Source organism: Dyella amyloliquefaciens (genome assembly GCF_004296575.1).
GTDB lineage: Bacteria > Pseudomonadota > Gammaproteobacteria > Xanthomonadales > Rhodanobacteraceae > Dyella > Dyella amyloliquefaciens.
Genome location: NZ_SAYT01000007.1, coordinates 203076 through 220011, shown reverse-complemented (window position 1 = coordinate 220011; position 16936 = coordinate 203076). Strand labels below are relative to the sequence as shown.

The following is a 16936-nucleotide window of genomic DNA, read 5'->3' as shown; positions in this document are numbered from 1 at the left end:
TCAGAAAAGCGCGTCGAGACCGATCCTCAGCAGCCGGCCGCGACGCGTGCGCTGCGCATGGGTACACGCTCCATCGCGCGCCGCACACGCACGGCGTGCGCCAGGTTCTCCAGCACCTCGACGGAAGCATCCCAGTCGATGCAACCGTCCGTGATGCTCTGGCCATAGCGCAGCGCCTGGTTAGCTACCAGCTCCTGGCGGCCGCCGACGAGGTGGCTCTCCACCATCACACCGACGATGCGGCGTTCGCCGCCGGCCAGCTGGCTGGCGATGTCGTCCACCACGCGTGGCTGGTTTTCCGGTTGCTTGCTGCTGTTGGCGTGGCTGGCATCGATCATCACTCGGCCATCGAGGCCCGCTCCGGCGATGGCCTTGCATGCCGCGTCGACGTTGGCCGCGTCGTAGTTCGGCGTCTTGCCGCCGCGCAGGATGACATGGCAATCCTCATTGCCAGCGGTCGCGGCAATGGCCGTCTGGCCGTCCTTGGTCACTGCCATGAAATGGTGCGGCTGCGATGCGGCCTGCACGGCATCGACCGCGATCTTCACGTTGCCATCGGTGCCGTTCTTGAAGCCGACCGGACAGGACAGGCCTGAAGCGAGTTCACGATGCACCTGGCTCTCCGTCGTGCGCGCGCCGATGGCGCCCCACGCCACCAGATCGGCGATGTATTGCGGCGTGATCATGTCGAGGAATTCGCAACCCGCCGGCACGCCCATCTCGTTGATGTCGCGCAGCAGGCCACGTGCCATGCGCAGCCCCTTGTCGATCTGGAAGCTGCCGTCGAGATCCGGATCGTTGATCAACCCCTTCCAGCCCACGGTGGTACGCGGCTTCTCGAAGTACACACGCATCACGATCTCGAGCTCGCCCGCATGGTGCTTGCGAAGCTTGGCCAGGCGCTCGGCGTATTCGAGTGCGGCGGCGGTGTCATGGATCGAACAGGGGCCAATGACCACCGCCACGCGGTCGTCACGGCCGCAAAGAATGTCGTGCAAGGCCCCGCGCGATGCGCTCACGGTACTGGCCGCACGCCCGCTCATGGGGAAATCGCGCATCACCTCGGCTGGCGTGCTGAGCCGGGTGATGGCGCGAATGCGCAGGTCGTCGGTGGAAGGGTTCACGGTGGTCTCCTGGTCGGGGGGTTCCACTCGCGGCCCAAGAAAAAGGCCGCCAGTGGTGGCTGGCGGCCTTTTGGGTTCTGGTGTCGAAGTCTTAAGACATTCGCGACCCACCCTCCGCCAGCGGCATCGGATAGCCGTAAAACCAAAAATACTGGCGGGCGGTGGTGTAGGTCATGGCGAAAAGAAATAACACAGCTTTTTCGCGCATGCAAAGGATGCATTTGTAACCAAGCGATACACTCGCCCCATGCTCACTCCATGGAAATTGCTGGCGAGACCCGCACGCGAACCCATTCGTCGCTGGGTGCTGAGTGCATTTCCACGCGGCGGCGGCGGGCATGTCGACTACGATCACCCCGTGGGTGATGCCGGCCTGTTCGGGCCGGACAGTGCGACCTGGCGCGTGCACGCGGACTTCCCCGGCATGCTCGCCGGTGGACTCGCGGCCCTGATGCTGCAGACCTTGCATCCGCTCGCGCTCGCCGGCGTGTGGGACCACTCCAACTTTCGCGAAGACCTGATCGGCCGCCTCCGTCGCACCACTTCTTTCGTCAGTGGCACCACGTATGCACCACGCGACCAGGCGCAGATGCTGATCGAGCGGGTCAGAACGATCCACGCGCAGGTGCAAGGCGTGGCCGAAGATGGACGCCCATACGCTGCGGGCGATCCGCATCTTCTGACCTGGGTGCATGTCACCGAGGCTTACAGTTTCCTTCAGGGTTACCGACGCTACAGCCATGCCTCCTTGCCTGCCGATGCCGCGGACCGGTACTACGACGAGGTGCGTCGTGTCGCCGAAGCGCTGGGCGCTCGCGATGTGCCTTCATCCGAAACGCAGATCTCTGCCTATTTCCGGGACGTGCGGCCGCAGTTGCAGTTCAGCCATCGTTCGCGCGAAGTGCTCGACGTGCTTTCGAGGGTGCGGCTTCCGGTGCCGGTAGCGGGGCTGTCGCGCGACGTCTTTCTGCAGGCCGGTGCAGCGCTGTTGCCGGAATGGGCTGAATCGCTACTGGGCCGCTCCTCCCTGCAGCGGACGCAGGCGCGACTCACGTCGAGGGCCTTGTGGTCGGTGGCGCCGATCTTCCGCGCCGCATTGCATGACGGCATCGCCGCGCGCGCCTGTGCACGCGTCAGCGTATCGGCCGACACGCTGCAACACTGGCCACGGAGCTAGCAGTTCTCGCCCATGAGCTCGTCGTAGCGACGCTGCATTTCCTCGGGGCTCACGTCTTCGATGCTGTGGCCGATCAGCCACTCATGGCCGAACGGATCGCGCACCGTGCCGCTGCGCTCGCCATAGAACGCGTCCTGCGCCGGTCGTATCAACTGGCCTCCCGCAGCCACGGCGCGGGCCAGTGCATGGTCGGCATTGTCCACGTGCAGGTGCATGGAGACGCTGGTGCCACCCACGCTCTCGGGGCCGACGATGCCATGCTCGGGATATTCGTCGGACACCATCAGCACGGCGGTACCCAGTTCGAGTTCCGCATGCCCCACCCGTCCCGTACCCGGCTCGTCGAGCCGCAAGCGCAGCCTCGCTCCGAAGGCGCGCTGGTAGTAGTCGATGGCGGCACTGGCATTGCGCACGCGCAGATAGGGGAACAGTTCATGGACGATGGGCGCGGGATACATGCTCATGCGGGTGCTCCGTGATGGTAAAGACAGGCGATGGACCCTACGCCGGCCACCGCTGTGCGTCTTGGGGAAAATCCAAGCGCCGGAGCCGTCCAGATTGACAGTCGCCCCCGATCCGCTAACGTCGCCGGATCGGAACGCCCAGGGGCCGCGATGGCGACACTCATTCCTTCCCGAAACAGCTGCCTGTCGCGCATGACCAGCGGCGAGAAGCGCCTGTCCGAGCGGCTGGAACAGAAGCTCGAGGAAGACTACCTGCTGTGGTACGACGTGCCCGTCGGGCCCAGGCAGCGGCGCCCCGACTTCATCGTGTTCCATCCTCGCCGCGGCCTGCTGGTGCTGGAAGTGAAGGACTGGAAGGCCGGCACCATCCAGCAGGCCGATCGCACGCTGTTCACCCTGCTCACCGGCAGCAGCAGCGTGAAGGAGCACAACCCGCTGATGCAGGCGCGCGACTGCGCCAGCGAAATCTACAAGGTTCTGCAGCACGATCCCGCGCTGCGCCACCCACCCGGCCACATGTACGAAGGCAAGCTGCTGATGCCGTGGGGCTACGGCGTGGTGCTGGCCAACATCAGCCGCAAGCAGTTCGAGGCGGGGGAACTCGACGCGGTGATTCCCGCGCATCTGGTGATCTGCCAGGACGAGATGTACGAGACGGTGGAGTCGGAAGCGTTCCAGGAGCGGCTGTGGGCGATGTTCCCGCAGGTATTTCCCACCGCGCTCACGCTGCCGCAGATCGATCGCGTGCGCTGGCACCTGTTTCCCGAGATTCGCGTGGAACCGGGCGAAGGCCAGTTCGGCCTGTTTGCCTCCAGCGATCGCGCCAGCGTGACCAAGGTGGAAGTGCCCGACCTCATCAAGGTGATGGACGCGCAGCAGGAACTTCTGGCGCGCTCGCTGGGCGACGAGCACCGCATCATTCACGGCGTGGCCGGCTCGGGCAAGACGATGATCCTGGGCTTTCGCGCGATGGAACTGGCGCGCGCACTGTCCAAGCCCATCCTGGTGCTCTGCTACAACAAGACGCTGGCCGCGCGCCTGGAACAGCTGATGGGCGAACGCGGGCTCAGCGACAAGGTGCAGGTCTACAACTTCCACAAGTGGTGCCGCAGCATGCTCACGGCCTACCACGTGCCGTTGCCGCCTGACGGTCCGCACTTCGCGGAAGAGCTGCCGCCGGCGGTGATCGAAGGCGTGGATCGCGGGCAGATTCCGCGCTTCCAGTACGGCGCGGTGCTGATCGACGAAGGTCACGACTTCGAGCCGGACTGGTACAAGCTGATCGTGCAGATGATCGATCCCAACACCAACTCCCTGCTGGTGCTGTACGACGACGCGCAGAACATCTACGGCCAGGCCAGCCGCAAGAAACTCAGCTGGAAAAGCCTGGGCGTGCAGGCGCAGGGTCGCACCACCATCCTCAAGCTCAACTACCGCAACACGCTGGAAATCCTCTCCGTCGCGCGCGGCTTCGCCAACGAACTCCTGCTCGAACGCAGCGAGGACGACGACAGCGTGCCGCTGGTCGCGCCGCAAAGCGCGGGCCGCCGTGGCGCACTGCCGGAACTGATCCGCGTCGAACGGCAGGAAGACCAGTTGCCCGCCATCATCGAGCGACTGCGTCACGAACAGGGCCATGGCCGGCGCCTGTCGGACATGGCGGTGATCTTCCGCAATGGCTGGGAAGGCGAGAAGCTGCACGAAGCACTGGAACGCGCCGGCATTCCCAGCCGCCTGGCGGAAGGCAACGGCAAGAGTTCGCTGTTCGTGGTGGAGGACACGGTGAAACTGGTCACCATGCACTCCAGCAAAGGCCTGGAGTTTCCGCTGGTGGTCATCCCTGGACTCGGCTCGCTGCCGAAGCCGGGCAAGGACGAAGCCGACGAAGCGCGCCTGCTCTATGTGGCGATGACGCGTGCCACCGAGCGGCTGGTGATGATCCATCACGAGGATTCGATCTTCAGCCATCGCATCCGCAACTCGATCAACGAGGTACAGGGACAATTGGCGGAGATCGCCTGATCTTCGCTGCGTTTTCCCAGCGTTGTCCTTCCTGAAGGCTTGCCAGTCCGCTTACACAGGATTGACGATGTCTTCTCGTAGGCGGGGGTCTCATCGGGTCGCATACACACGAAGAGACTTCGATGCGACGCATACAACAGTGCACGATTCTGCTTTCGTTGGTCCTTGCGGGCCCGGCCGCCGCACAAGGCGCCAGTGGCGTGGTCACCTCTTACGTCGATCTTTACTCCGGCCCCGACATTGGCTATCCCGCCGTTGCCCAATTGCCTGCGGGCACACCCGTGGCCATCCAGGGCTGCCTCGACGGATGGACCTGGTGCGACGTGATCACGATGGGCATGCGCGGCTGGGTCGCCGGTACGTTCGTGCAGTACACCTACGACAACCAACCGGTGATCGTGGCCGATTACGGCCCGCGTATCGGCATCCCCATCATCGCCTTCTCCATCGGCGTGTACTGGGACCACTACTACCGTGACCGGCCGTTCTATCGGGATCGCGATCGCTGGTACAGCCACCCTATTGCGCCGCGTCCGCCGGGTTGGCATGGAGGGGACCATGATCGACCGCCTCCGGGCCCGGGCCGCCAGCCGCCGCCGGAAGCTCGTCGACCGCCGGGTCCGGGCGTCCAGCCCGTGCCTTCGGCCAACTATCGGCCGCAACCTGCACGCCCGCCCGAGAACCGTCCGCCGGTGAATCGCCCGGAGAATCGCCCACCGTCGTCAACCTACCGGCCTGCGCCTTCCGCCAACCGACCGCCGCAGCCCGCCGAGGGCCACGGCCAGCCGGTGGGTCGTCCTCCGAGCGGAGGCTCCCATCCGCCGGTGCAGGAGCATCGCCCGCCACAAGGCGACAACCACGGCGGCCAGAAGCCGGCCCCGCATCCGGAGCCGAAGAAGCAGGACGACAACGGGCACTGATCCCGTCCCCGTCCTCCCGAAAAAGCCGCGGCCCAGCCGCGGCTTTTTTTGTCACGCATTGACCCAAGGCGTCGCTCGAACCCCTCGCGCCGCTTCCGCCCAGCCTTGCCAGCGGCGACGCGGGGGCCGGTTTTACCCGGAAAACCCGCCATTCCCGGACACTCCTCGACCGTGCCCGGCTGGCACGACTCTTGCCCTGAAATCCTCAGGGAATTACGGGCCAACCACTCGCCAGGTGAGCGAGGGTCACCCAGCCGGAACCACCGGACGAGCACTTCTCCCACCGGAACGACGATCCGGCGGGCAGGGACCGCTCGTACCTGCGGCAAGCCATCAGACGATCGGAGCATTCATGAGCATCAATGCGGAAGCGTGGCGGGATCAGCCATCCAAGGCAAAATCCGCTTCGCTGCCGATGGACGCCGCCAACGACAGCAGGGTGCACCGCCGGTCCTACCTGTCGGTACGCTTCAAGTTCGTGCTGACGCTGACCCTCTCGATCGCCTGGGGCGTGGCCTCCTACATGCTGGCCCAGCGCTGGATCCATGAACTCGCCACCGTGGTCGGCAGCGTGATGGCGCATGTGATGATTTTCGGTATCGCCATCCTCCCTGGTTTCATGAATGCGTTCCTGGTGGTCGGCCTGCTGGTGGATCGCCGTCCGCCGCGCTCGCGCTTCGCCGATAGCGACCTGCCCGGCATCACTGTGCTGGTGGCCGCGTTCAACGAGGAAGAGTCCATCCTCAGCACCATCGCGAGCATCGCCAAGCAGGAATATCCCGGCCCCATCGAAGTCATGGTGATCAACGACGGCTCGACCGACGGCACCATGGAGCGCCTGCGCAGCGTGTCCTTCCCCTGGCTGCACGTCATCGACCTCAAGTGCAACGGTGGCAAGGCCAAGGCGCTGAACGTCGGACTGCGCCACGCTTCGTATCCGCTCACCATCACGCTCGACGCCGACTCCTACCTCTACCGCCATGCGCTGCGCCGGCTGGTGGAGCGTTACATGAGCGATCCGCCGAACACGGCGTCCGTCGCCGGCGCCGTGCTGGTGCGCAACTCGCGCGTCAACCTGGTCACGCGCATGCAGGAGTGGGACTACTTCCACGGCATCGCCGCGGTGAAGCGCCTGCAGAGCCTGTTCCAGGGCACGCTGGTCGCGCAGGGTGCATTCTCGCTGTATCGCACCGACATCCTGCGCGTGGTCGGCGGGTGGCCGGAGTGCGTGGGCGAAGACATCGTGCTCACCTGGGCCATCCTGCGCGATGGTCATCGCGTGGGTTACTGCGAAGACGCCATCACCTTCACCAACGCGCCGACCACGCTGCGCCAGTTCATCCGCCAGCGCCAGCGCTGGTCGCGCGGGCTTATCGAAGCTTTCAAGCTGCATGGTGGCCTGTTGTTCCGTCGCCGCATGAGCACGATCTTCATCTGGTGGAACCTGCTGTTCCCCTATATGGATCTGGTCTACACGCTGGTCTTCATTCCGGGCATGCTGCTCGCGTGCTTCGGCATCTATTGGCTGGCCGGTCCGATGACCCTGCTGGTGCTGCCGATGGCCGGCCTGGTCAACTACCTGATGTACGCGATCCAGTCGCGCATGTTCCATGCGCAGGACCTCAAGGTACGTCGCAACCCGTTCGGCTTGTTGATGTACACGCTGTTCTACGGTGTCGTGCTGCAACCCGGGTGCGTGATGGGTTACGTGGCCGAAGTATTCAGAATGCGCAAGCGCTGGGGCACGAAATGAATCGAGGCCTCCCTCTGCTTGCGCTGTTGCTGCTGCCTGCAGCACATGCGCAGACGGCTTCGATCGCCAGCGATATCCAGGCCGGTCGCGCTGCGCTTATCGACAATCATCCGGAGCGTGCGCGCACGCTGTTCGCAGCGGCACTGGCACAGGACGGCGGCTCGAATGACGACCGCTACGCGGCGGCCATGGGGCTGGGGCAGTCCACGCTATGGCTCGGCCAGTACCCGGCAGCAGCCGACGCGTTCCGCGTCGCGCAGAAGGAAGCCGCCGACACGCGTGCACGGCAGGCCGCCGATACCGGCCTCGCCCAGGCGCTGAATGCGCAGGACTATCCGCGCGCGGCCTACGCCCTGGTGGCGCCCATCGCCATGGGCGAAACGCGACCCACCGTCGAACTGATGCGTGCCACCCAATCGCTTGGCTGGGAAGACCGCAGCGCGAGCTACCTCGACGCGGCACCTGCACCGACCACCCAGGGTTACCTGGCCACGCAGTACCGCCTGCTCAGCGACGACGTGCGGCTCGCGCTGTCATCGCAGGTGGAAGGCGACTTTGCCTACAGCCACGACAGCGATGGCCTGGATACCTGGCACGTCGGCGGCGCATATCGCTTCGCGCCCACCGGCCATGACGGCTGGACACAGCGCTGGGGCGTAGCGGCCGGCACCACGCATGTCGAGGACGACCTGCAGGCTTACCGGCTCAATGATCTTTCGCTGCTCGGTGAACTGCACCTGGGCGACAACAACCGCATCGACCTCGACCTGGGTCCGGGTCGCAGCGGCAGCTGGGATTACCTGCAAGGCATGGCTCGCTGGACGCTGCAGCCCAGCGACAGCTTCAGCCTGTCGACTGGCGCCGAGCGCGCGCCGGTGCCGACCGACACCGCCATCGCCGACCGCCTCATCTACGACGTCTACAGCCTTGGCGCGAGCCTGCGCCCGGCCTCGCGCTGGTACATCCTTCCTACCTACTACCGCCAGGACTTCAGCGACGGCAACCATCGCGACGGCGGCACGCTGAAGGTCCTGCTGAGCCCGTACGACATCCCCGATACCGGCGGCGCGATCGGCGCGGAATTCTCCGCACGCATCTTCCACAGCAGCGAGCCCAGCCACGGCGTGTACTTCAACCCGGCCAACTACCGCACGGCACAGGTGGGCCTGGTCGGCGTGTACAGCCTCAGCCAGGAATGGAAGGTGCGCGGCGTGGCCTCGGTCGGACGCCAGGTCACCGATGGCGCCAGCGCCAGTGTCTACACGATCGGCGCCTCCCTCAACGGCCGACTGCCCGGCAACGGGCGAATGGAACTGCAGGTCGGGCGCAGCTCGGCTGCGTCGGCGAACGGTGGCGGCTCCGGTTACTGGTGCAACAGCGTGAACCTGTCCGTGCGCTACCCGCTTTGAATGTGAACTAGCCGCGGCCCGGCCAGGGCCACCAACCAACACCGCAAAGCGCGTAACGATCCGCCGCCCGCTCGAAGCGGTTGCGCGCGCTGACGCCGCCATGCAGGGCGTACAACGGCAGGAACAGCGGCCCAAGCACCATGTACTGGTAAACATGGGCGCGCTCGTGATCAGCCAGCGAGATGATCGGTTCCTCACCCGCACCGGCGCGATGGGCGTAGGTGATGCAGGGCGTATCCAGTTCGTCGCCGGTATGCAGGATCACATTGCCCAGCGTGAGCGCGCCGCCCACGCCACGCCATGGCATACGCTGGAATACCAACGCGCATTCGTCACGCCGCCAGTGCGGACGCGCTCCCCACGGCGTGCACGCAAAGCCAGCCAGCAGCCCCAGCAGGCTGTTGGGCGAGGTCCAGCAGATGCCCAGCAGCACGGCCAGCCGTGTTGCCTTCGAGCGCTCGCGACTGCCACCCATGCCAGCCCTCCACCTTGTTTCGGGGCGCCGTCATCACCATCTGACGCGGCAACGAGTGTTCGTTATCGAGGTCCGCCATGTCCACCACGCTGGATATCCCCTGCCCCCATTGCGGCGCGCTCAACCGCGTGCCATCCGAACGGATCGGCGAGCATCCGGTATGCGGACGCTGCAAGCAGGCGCTGTTCGAAGGTCATCCGACAGAACTCACCACGACCAATTTCGACGCGATCGCGGGTCGAGGCGACCTGCCGGTGGTGGTGGATTTCTGGGCCCCCTGGTGCGGCCCCTGCCGCAACTTTGCTCCCGTCTTCACAGACGCGGCGCGCGCATTGGAGCCGCAGCTGCGACTGGCCAAGGTGGATACCGAGGCACAGCCGGCGCTGGCGCAGCGTTATGGCATCCGCAGCATTCCCACGCTGCTGGTTTTCCGCGGTGGCCGTGAAATCGCGCGTCAGGCGGGCGCACTCAACCCCATGCAGCTGCGCCAGTTCCTGTCCAACGCGCTGCACTAAAAGCGCGTACTTACGAGCTGCACGAAAGCATCGAGCAGCCCGCCTTGTGCATGGCCCACTCGGGGCGCTTTTGCGCAAAGCGTTCGCGCCCGGGTTGTTCGTCGTAGGGGCGGCGCATGACGTCCAGCAGTTCGTCGATGCCGCTGTAGTCGCCCTGCGTGGCGCGGTCGATCGCGTCCTGCGCCAGATAGTTGCGCAGCACATAACGGGGATTGGCCGCATTCATGCGCGCACGGCGCTCATCCCCTTGCAACGTATCGTCCAGCGCACGCGCCGCGTAACGCGCCAGCCACGCGAGAAAGGCCGGCTCGGCGGTGGTACGCAGCGCGTCGTCATAGAACGCCTCTCGCAACGGCGCCAGTGAGGGCTGTTGCGGATCGACATCGGCCAGGGCGCGGAAGAACAGCGTCATGTCGACATCGGCCTCCGCCAGCAAATCATGCAGCGAGCGCATCAGGTCCACGTCGTCATCGCGGCAAGCGGCGAAACCCAGCTTGGCGGCGATCGAATCCCGATCGGCAGCGGCGTACGCGGCGGCATAGCGATCCAACCCGGCCTGCAGCAGCTCGACGCCCTCAAACAGCGGCGACAGCGCCATCGCCAGGCGGCTCAGGTTCCACCACGCCACGTTCGGTTGCTGGCCGAAGCGGTAACGGCGCCGTCCCGCGTCGGTGGTGTTGGGCGTCCACTCCGGATCGAAGTTGTCGATCCAGCCATAGGGACCGTAGTCGATGGTGAGGCCGAGGATGGACATGTTGTCGGTGTTCATCACGCCGTGTACGAACCCGACGCGCATCCAGTGGGCCACCATGATCGCGGTGCGTTCGCAGATCTGCGCGAACCACTCGGCGTAAAGCGCTTCACCCTCCCCGTGCAGCCCGGGATAGTCACGCGCGATGGTGAAGTCCACCAGCTGGCGCAACAGCGCCACGTCGCCCCGCGCCGCCGGAAGTTCGAAGTTGCCGAAGCGGATGAACGAAGGCGCCACGCGGCACACGATGGCACCGGGTTCTTCCTGCGGGTGGCCGTCGTAGAACATGTCGCGCACGATCGAGTCACCGGTGACGACCAGGCTCAACGCGCGTGTCGTGGGCACGCCGAGGTGATGCATCGCCTCGCTGCAGAGGAATTCGCGGACCGAAGAGCGCAGCACGGCTCGACCATCGGCCCCGCGCGAATAAGGTGTGCGCCCTGCCCCTTTCAACTGCAGTTCCCAGCGGAGCCCATCCTCATCGAGCAGCTCGCCCAGCGAAATCGCCCGTCCGTCACCGAGCTGATCCGCCCACACGCCGAACTGATGGCCGCCGTAATTGGCGGCATAGGGGGCCATCCCTTCGAGCAGCGCGTTGCCGCCGAACACCTGGGCGAACTCACCGCTCGCGATGTCCACCTCGCTTAATCCGAGCGTGTGTGCCATCTCGCGCGACCATGCGACCACGCGAGGCGCGGTTACCGGCGAGGGCTGCACCGACGAATACAGGGCGCCAAGCACCTGACGCTGTCGCGAACCTTGCTCCTGATCGCCAGGTAGCTCGCGAATGAAGGCGTTGTCGAAATGGAGAGATCGCATCTGTAGCGGGAATTTTTTGGATCGGAAGGCTGACTGAAGCTATATCGGCGCGCGAGGTTCGCCTTGCAAGTCCTTGCCTGGCATGGGCGCTAGCGCCGGACCTTCACGTATGTGAAGAATGTGACAGTAATCCCGCATTTTTACGGTGAAATTCAGTGACCATTGGCATTTGTGTATCGCACGTGAAGCTGATTAGATGCACTCAACGGCTGCACAGGGGCAGCCGGGAGTCCATACAACATGCACATGCTTCTTGCCCGTTCCGCCATCGAGCGCGGAATGCAGCTGGTAGCAGGGATGCTTCATCGGGACACGCAGGACGCACGAAAAAAGCCCACCCGGGACGACGCCAGCTTCACGCTGGTCTCCTGGCAACCCGGCGCGCAGTCGCGCAGGGAAGACGAGCTCGCGCGCCGTCGCGAACAACAGCTCGGCTGATCACACCGCCTCGCCGTCGCGATCAATCGCGCGACGGCGACGCAAAGATGCGCGCCACATCGTCCTGACCGAGCGCCCGCCACTCCCCTGCCGCAAGATCCCCCAGGGTCAACGCGCCCACCGAAACACGCGTGAGCGTTTCGACGTGGTTGCCAACCGCAGCGAACATGCGTCGCACCTGGTGATAGCGACCTTCCGTCAGCGTGAGTCGGGCACGGCGCGGCTCAAGCACATCGAGCACCGCCGGCTCCAGCGGATCTTTCTCCGATTCGAGCATCAACGTGCCGCTGGCGAATACGGCCGCTTCATCGCCGCGCAGGTCCTGCCCCAGGGTCGCCTCGTACACCTTGGCTACCTGCGCACGGGGCGAAATGATCCGATGCAGCAAGCCGCCGTCGTCGGTGAACAGCAACAGTCCTGAAGTGTCGCGATCAAGCCGCCCCACGGTGGACAGCGCAGGATCCCTTACGCGGTAGCGCGGCGGCAGCAGGTCATAGACCACGCGCCCCTGGTCCTTGCGCGAACACGTGGCACCCAGCGGCTTGTTCATCATCAGCGCGAGGCCTGTCGGCGGATCGAGCGGTTCGTCGTCGATGCGGATGTGCTCGTGAGGCACCTTGTCATCGGCATACAGCACTTCGCCGTCCGGGTCGGTGACGCGGCCTTCGCGGAACATCATGGCCACGTCCTTGCGGCTGCCATAGCCAAGGTTGGCGATCAGCTTCACCAGTTTCATGCGTGTACTCCGCGAGCTTCGATCACCTTGAATCCTTCCTGCACCGTCACGGTGCGCACTTCGTTGAAACGAGAAGCCAGCGCGGCCTCGTAGGGAAGATGCCGGTTCGCCACCAGCCAGAAACGCCCGTGTGGCAGCAATGCATCGGCCGCCGCATGGATGAAGGCGCGACCAAGTTGCGGCAGGTCTTCGCGCCCCTGATGAAACGGTGGATTGCTGACGATGGCGTCAAAGCGCTGCGACAGCCCCTGGGTCACGTCGTGCCAGTGCAATGCGACGTCGACGCGCCTGCCGCTTTCGCCTTGCGCTTTCTCGAGATTGAGCCGCGCCGGCTCCAGCGCTCGCGCTTCGGCCTCGTAAAGGTCCAGCGCGGTGACGCCGGCGCAGCGGCTGATCACCTGCGTCGAGAGATAGCCGTAACCGGCGCCAAGATCGCCAACCCGACCCGCCAGATCGGCAGGCAGATGGGTCGCCAGCAATGCCGATGCCGCATCCACGCGATCCCAGGCGAACAATCCGGGCCGGCTCAGGTAGCCCGCCTCGTTGCGCCGCGGTTCGTCGAGCGCGAGCCAGTCAGCCTGCAAGCCTGCATCCACGCCGTCGCTCGTGGGCGATGCCCAGAACACCCTGCACTTGTGCTTGGAGAGCTGCTCCAGTGGACCCGCCAGGCGGGCGAGATCACTTTCAGCGGACTTGGCGCCTTCCGCGTTGGGTACCGCGGCCAGCACGACGCCGCCCGGCGCAACGCGAGCCACCGCCTGGGCGAACAAGGCGCGCGCTTCGTCCCGCTGCCGGGGCGGCAGCAACACCACAAGTGGAAACCGTTCGGTGCTGCCCTGCTCCCCGACCCGCAGGCCACTGCGCTGCAGCGCTTCCGCGAACGGCTTGAAGCTCTGCTCACAGACCCAGCCCGGACGCGCCATTTCGCGCAAGCGGAAACCGTCGCGCGCTCGCAGGAACAGTACGCGCCCATCCGCCGGCAGGCGCAATGCGCCCGCTTCGAACGGCACGAACAAGGCCTCCAGCGCCGCATCAGGGGCGGCCGTAGAGAACGCGGCGGATGTCACGTAGGGAGAGTCCCGGCAATGGCAGAGGCCTATTTTAGCGGCCTGGCAACGGCTTTGCGCCCGATCCCGGACACGCCTATCCCAGGCGCGAGGTCGGGCACCGCTGGAATGGCTGCTTGCAGGAAGGCTTACTCGGGCCGCAGCAAGGTCTGCTCGCTGACGAACTCCCGCGCCTTGCCGTCCAGCGGATCGATGAAGGACAGCCGTTTCGCCAGCAGTTGCAGTGGCCGCGCGTAGTCGTCCTGTGCCGAGTCGGGCAGCTCGGGATAGAACGGATCGTTGAGAATCGGCGCACCCAGCCCGGCCATGTGCACGCGCAACTGATGCTTTCGCCCCGTCACCGGTTGCAGCGCATAACGCCAGAGGTGGTCCGCGCGCTCGATCACGTCGATCCGTGTCTCGCTGTTCGGCTCGCCCCCGGCTTCGCGCATGCGGAAGAATGGCTCGCCTGGCTCGATCTTCGAACGGCGCACGAGCGGGAACGTCAGCCCGGGCAACGGCGGCGCCCAGGCTTCGTAATCCTTTTCGATACGGCGCTCGGGAAACAGCGACTGATAGGCAGCACGGCTGGCGGGGTTCGCGGAGAACAGCACCAACCCAGCCGTGTGGCGATCGATGCGATGCAGCGGCACCAGGTCCGGGTTGCCGAGCTTGCGCACCAACCGGTTCAACAGCGTCTCCAGCACGAAGCCGCCCGCGGGTGTCACCGGCAGGAAGTGCGGCTTGTCGACCACCACCAGGTGCCGGTCGACATGCAGCAGGATTTCGCGGAAAGGAATGGGCGCCTCGTCCGGCACCTCGCGGAAATAGCGCACGCACAGGCCAACCCGGTGCGGTGCATCCGGCGCCAGCGGCACGCCGGTCTCATCCTGCACGCGCCCTCGGGCAAAACGATCCACCCATCGCTCGCGGCCGATCTGCGGAAAATGCGCGCACAGCGCATCCAGCACCGTCGCCCAGGGACCGGGCGGCAATTGCAGCGTGCTGGCGGCGATCGGATCGGGCATGTATCGCTCCCTGGCGGTGGAGCGAGCTTAGTGCCAGCGGTGCCCGGCGGGATACCCGACATGGCCGTCAGGCGGCATGAAACAGACGCCGTCATGACCGTCATCCGTGCACCCTTTCGCCGCACCGGACCTTCGCTACACTCCGGTCTGGGATCGGCGCCACCCGAGCGCCAGCAACATCGAGGGGAACACATGGATCAGCGGACCACCCGCCTTCGGCACGTCGCGGCAACCAGCCTCCGGACCGGCGCCCTGCTCGCCTGGCTCTTCATCGCGCCGGTGCTGCGTGCCGCCACGCTCGATCCCTCCGAACTGCCGCGCGTCCAGGCGGCCACGTTCGAAGTGGTGATCCCCAAGCCGGTGAACGATCCACTGACCTACGAAAGGCCGCTGCCGTTCGACCAGCTGCCGTTCCAGCAGCGCAACGACAAGTACTACTCGGTCGGCACGGCCTTTGCGCTGGGCGACAACCATTTCGTGACCGCCGGCCATGTGCTCTCGCTGGGCATCGACAATCTGATGGGCGAGCCCGCGCTGCGCGATGCCAGCGGCCACGTGTTCGCGATCGACACGGTCACGCGCTTCTCGCTGCAACAGGATTTCGTCGAGTTCACGCTCAAGGACCCGCCGAAGGTGACGCCGCTGGAACCGAACACCCATGCGTCCATGAACGACGTGGTCTACGCGGTAGGCAACGCCCTGGGCACCGGCATCGTGATCCGCGACGGCCTCTACACCTCCCAGACACCGGAGGAAGAAGACGGCCGCTGGCAATGGATGCGCTTTTCCGCGGCCGCCTCGCCGGGCAACAGCGGCGGCCCGTTGCTGGACAAGGACGGCAAGGTCATCGGCGTGGTGCTGATGAAGTCGCCCGACGAAAACCTCAACTACGCGCTGCCGATCGACCTGGTGCTCAAGGCCCCGGCCAACCTCGCGGTGGCAGACACGCGCGGCCTGTATCAGCTCGATGTGATCGACAGCAAGCAGTCCGGACGTTTCAAGACCGAATTCGCGCTGCCCAAGAGCTTTGCCGACTTCAGCACGGCGTTCCAGAAGGCCTACAACGCAAGTGCCGACCAGCAGCTGCACGACCTGCTGGTGGAAAACGTCACCACCATGTTCCCCAAGGGCCCGGGTTCCAGCCGCCTGCTGCATACCGGCTCCAACCTCGACACCTTTCCCACCCTGCTCCATCGCGGCAGCAACGGCATCTGGGTGATCGCCGGCACCAACGAGACCAAGAGTTCTCTCGCGCACAACGGCTACGTGGCCAAGGCGGTGGTCGGCAGCCAGTTGATGTTCCACATGCGCAAGCCCGACGACGTCACCAGCAAGCAGCTCTACGGCGATTCGAAACTGTTCATGGATCTGCTGCTCAAGGCTGCTCCGCTGCAGCGCCACGTGGGGGCCGAGCAGGTGAAGGTGACCTCGCTGGGCAAGCCTTCGGTCGAACGCCAGTTCACCGACGCGTACCAGCGTCGCTGGCAGGTGCGCGAGTGGCCGATCGCCTACGACAACTCCGTGCTGATCGCCTTCCTGCTCCCGGTACCCGATGGTTACGCCGCGATGATGCGCATCGCTCCCGCCAAGAATGAACACGAGGAAATGGGCGATCTCAAGGCGCTCACCGATTTCACCTATCTCGCCTACAGCGGCACGCTGGCGCAGTGGAAGGAATACCTGGCCAACACCGACCTGCTGCCCGCCGTGCTGTCGGACATCGCGATCCGCTTCGACTATGGCAACGACTTCCACTACCGCTCAAGGCGCCTGGGCTTTGCCTATACGCCGGATCTGCAGAAGATCGACCAGAACAGCGAGCTGGTGCTGGGCATGTCCTACTTCGAGGATCACGGCAAGGTGGTTTGGGACGTCAGCAACGTGGTGGTGAAGTCCAACATCGACAACGCCGAACAGATCAGCTTCAACCGCCACATCGCCCCCTCCGAGGATCTCGACGACAGTTATCGCAACTCCTGGGGCAAGATCGTCCAGCGCAGTCACCCCGATGACGGCGTGCCCTACAGCGAAAACGACATGACCTATATCGGCACCGTGGGCGGCACGCAGGTATCGGCGCCGGCACAACCGGGGGTCCTGTATACGGCGTTCTACGGCGTGGACGGCCCGCGCCCGCAAGACACCATGAAGGGCAAGCTCGACCTGCTGATGAAGGACGTGCAGATCAGCGAGCACTGAGGCTGCGTCCGGGAGACCTGGCATGAGCGCCTGTCTCCCGGCTGATGACGCAACGCGCCG

The 16936-nt window shown here is 65.3% G+C and carries 15 protein-coding genes; 8 read left to right on the top strand and 7 right to left on the bottom strand.

The features are described from left to right. Positions 1–26 precede the first annotated feature (26 nt). Complete coding sequence (locus EPB08_RS16940; RefSeq protein WP_130620294.1) at positions 27–1124, bottom strand: 3-deoxy-7-phosphoheptulonate synthase; 1098 nt, start codon at positions 1122–1124, stop codon at positions 27–29. Positions 1125–1371: 247 nt separating this feature from the next. Here EPB08_RS16940 and EPB08_RS16935 point away from each other — a divergent pair, with 247 nt between their 5' ends. Then, a complete protein-coding gene (locus tag EPB08_RS16935; protein WP_130620293.1) occupies positions 1372–2301 on the top strand; it encodes an oxygenase MpaB family protein in 930 nt (309 codons plus the stop codon). On the opposite strand, the gene EPB08_RS16930 is transcribed toward EPB08_RS16935, so the two are convergent. Next, the gene (locus EPB08_RS16930) at positions 2298–2765 is read right to left on the bottom strand and encodes a VOC family protein (RefSeq protein WP_130620292.1); all 468 of its coding nucleotides are present in this window, start codon (positions 2763–2765) and stop codon (positions 2298–2300) included. The two genes, EPB08_RS16935 and EPB08_RS16930, sit on opposite strands and share 4 nt — an antisense overlap. A gap of 150 nt (positions 2766–2915) precedes the next feature. Between EPB08_RS16930 and EPB08_RS16925 the strand changes: the two genes are divergently transcribed. The 4 genes from EPB08_RS16925 (at position 2916) to EPB08_RS16910 (ending at position 8869) form a co-directional block, all read left to right on the top strand. Continuing rightward, complete coding sequence (locus EPB08_RS16925; RefSeq protein ID WP_130620291.1) at positions 2916–4787, top strand: DEAD/DEAH box helicase; 1872 nt, start codon at positions 2916–2918, stop codon at positions 4785–4787. A 122-nt stretch (positions 4788–4909) separates the two neighbouring features. Beyond that, positions 4910–5707: an SH3 domain-containing protein gene (locus tag EPB08_RS16920; protein WP_130620290.1), complete on the top strand. Its 798-nt coding sequence runs from the start codon at positions 4910–4912 to the stop codon at positions 5705–5707. Positions 5708–6059: 352 nt separating this feature from the next. Beyond that, on the top strand, positions 6060–7460 hold the full coding sequence (locus tag EPB08_RS16915; protein WP_205746379.1) for a glycosyltransferase family 2 protein: 1401 nt from the start codon (positions 6060–6062) through the stop codon (positions 7458–7460). Then, positions 7457–8869: a tetratricopeptide repeat protein gene (locus EPB08_RS16910; RefSeq protein ID WP_130620289.1), complete on the top strand. Its 1413-nt coding sequence runs from the start codon at positions 7457–7459 to the stop codon at positions 8867–8869. The genes EPB08_RS16915 and EPB08_RS16910 overlap by 4 nt, the downstream gene beginning before the upstream one ends. Positions 8870–8876: 7 nt before the next feature. On the opposite strand, the gene EPB08_RS16905 is transcribed toward EPB08_RS16910, so the two are convergent. Then, positions 8877–9344, bottom strand: a complete 468-nt coding sequence (locus EPB08_RS16905) for a hypothetical protein (protein WP_130620288.1) — start codon at positions 9342–9344, stop codon at positions 8877–8879. Between the two features lie 77 nt (positions 9345–9421). On the opposite strand from EPB08_RS16905, the gene trxC reads away from it, so the two are divergent. Next, positions 9422–9859: a thioredoxin TrxC gene (gene trxC / locus EPB08_RS16900; RefSeq protein WP_130620287.1), complete on the top strand. Its 438-nt coding sequence runs from the start codon at positions 9422–9424 to the stop codon at positions 9857–9859. 10 nt (positions 9860–9869) lie between these two features. Here trxC and EPB08_RS16895 read toward each other — a convergent pair whose 3' ends face one another. Continuing rightward, positions 9870–11429 (bottom strand): protein adenylyltransferase SelO, encoded by a 1560-nt coding sequence (locus EPB08_RS16895; protein WP_130620286.1) that lies wholly within the window; start codon positions 11427–11429, stop codon positions 9870–9872. Positions 11430–11669: 240 nt separating this feature from the next. Here EPB08_RS16895 and EPB08_RS16890 point away from each other — a divergent pair, with 240 nt between their 5' ends. Next, complete coding sequence (locus EPB08_RS16890) at positions 11670–11867, top strand: hypothetical protein (RefSeq protein ID WP_130620285.1); 198 nt, start codon at positions 11670–11672, stop codon at positions 11865–11867. A gap of 22 nt (positions 11868–11889) precedes the next feature. Here the strand turns inward: EPB08_RS16890 and EPB08_RS16885 are convergent, their stop codons facing one another. The 3 genes from EPB08_RS16885 to EPB08_RS16875 form a co-directional block, all read right to left on the bottom strand. Next, positions 11890–12603, bottom strand: coding sequence for a pseudouridine synthase (locus EPB08_RS16885; RefSeq protein ID WP_130620284.1), 714 nt, complete (start codon positions 12601–12603; stop codon positions 11890–11892). Next, a complete protein-coding gene (locus EPB08_RS16880; RefSeq protein WP_130620283.1) occupies positions 12600–13670 on the bottom strand; it encodes a class I SAM-dependent methyltransferase in 1071 nt (356 codons plus the stop codon). Before EPB08_RS16880 ends, EPB08_RS16885 begins: the two co-directional genes overlap by 4 nt. Positions 13671–13798: 128 nt before the next feature. Then, on the bottom strand, positions 13799–14677 hold the full coding sequence (locus EPB08_RS16875; protein WP_130620282.1) for a pseudouridine synthase: 879 nt from the start codon (positions 14675–14677) through the stop codon (positions 13799–13801). A gap of 192 nt (positions 14678–14869) precedes the next feature. Here EPB08_RS16875 and EPB08_RS16870 point away from each other — a divergent pair, with 192 nt between their 5' ends. Next, complete coding sequence (locus EPB08_RS16870) at positions 14870–16876, top strand: S1 family peptidase (protein ID WP_130620281.1); 2007 nt, start codon at positions 14870–14872, stop codon at positions 16874–16876. Positions 16877–16936 lie beyond the last annotated feature (60 nt).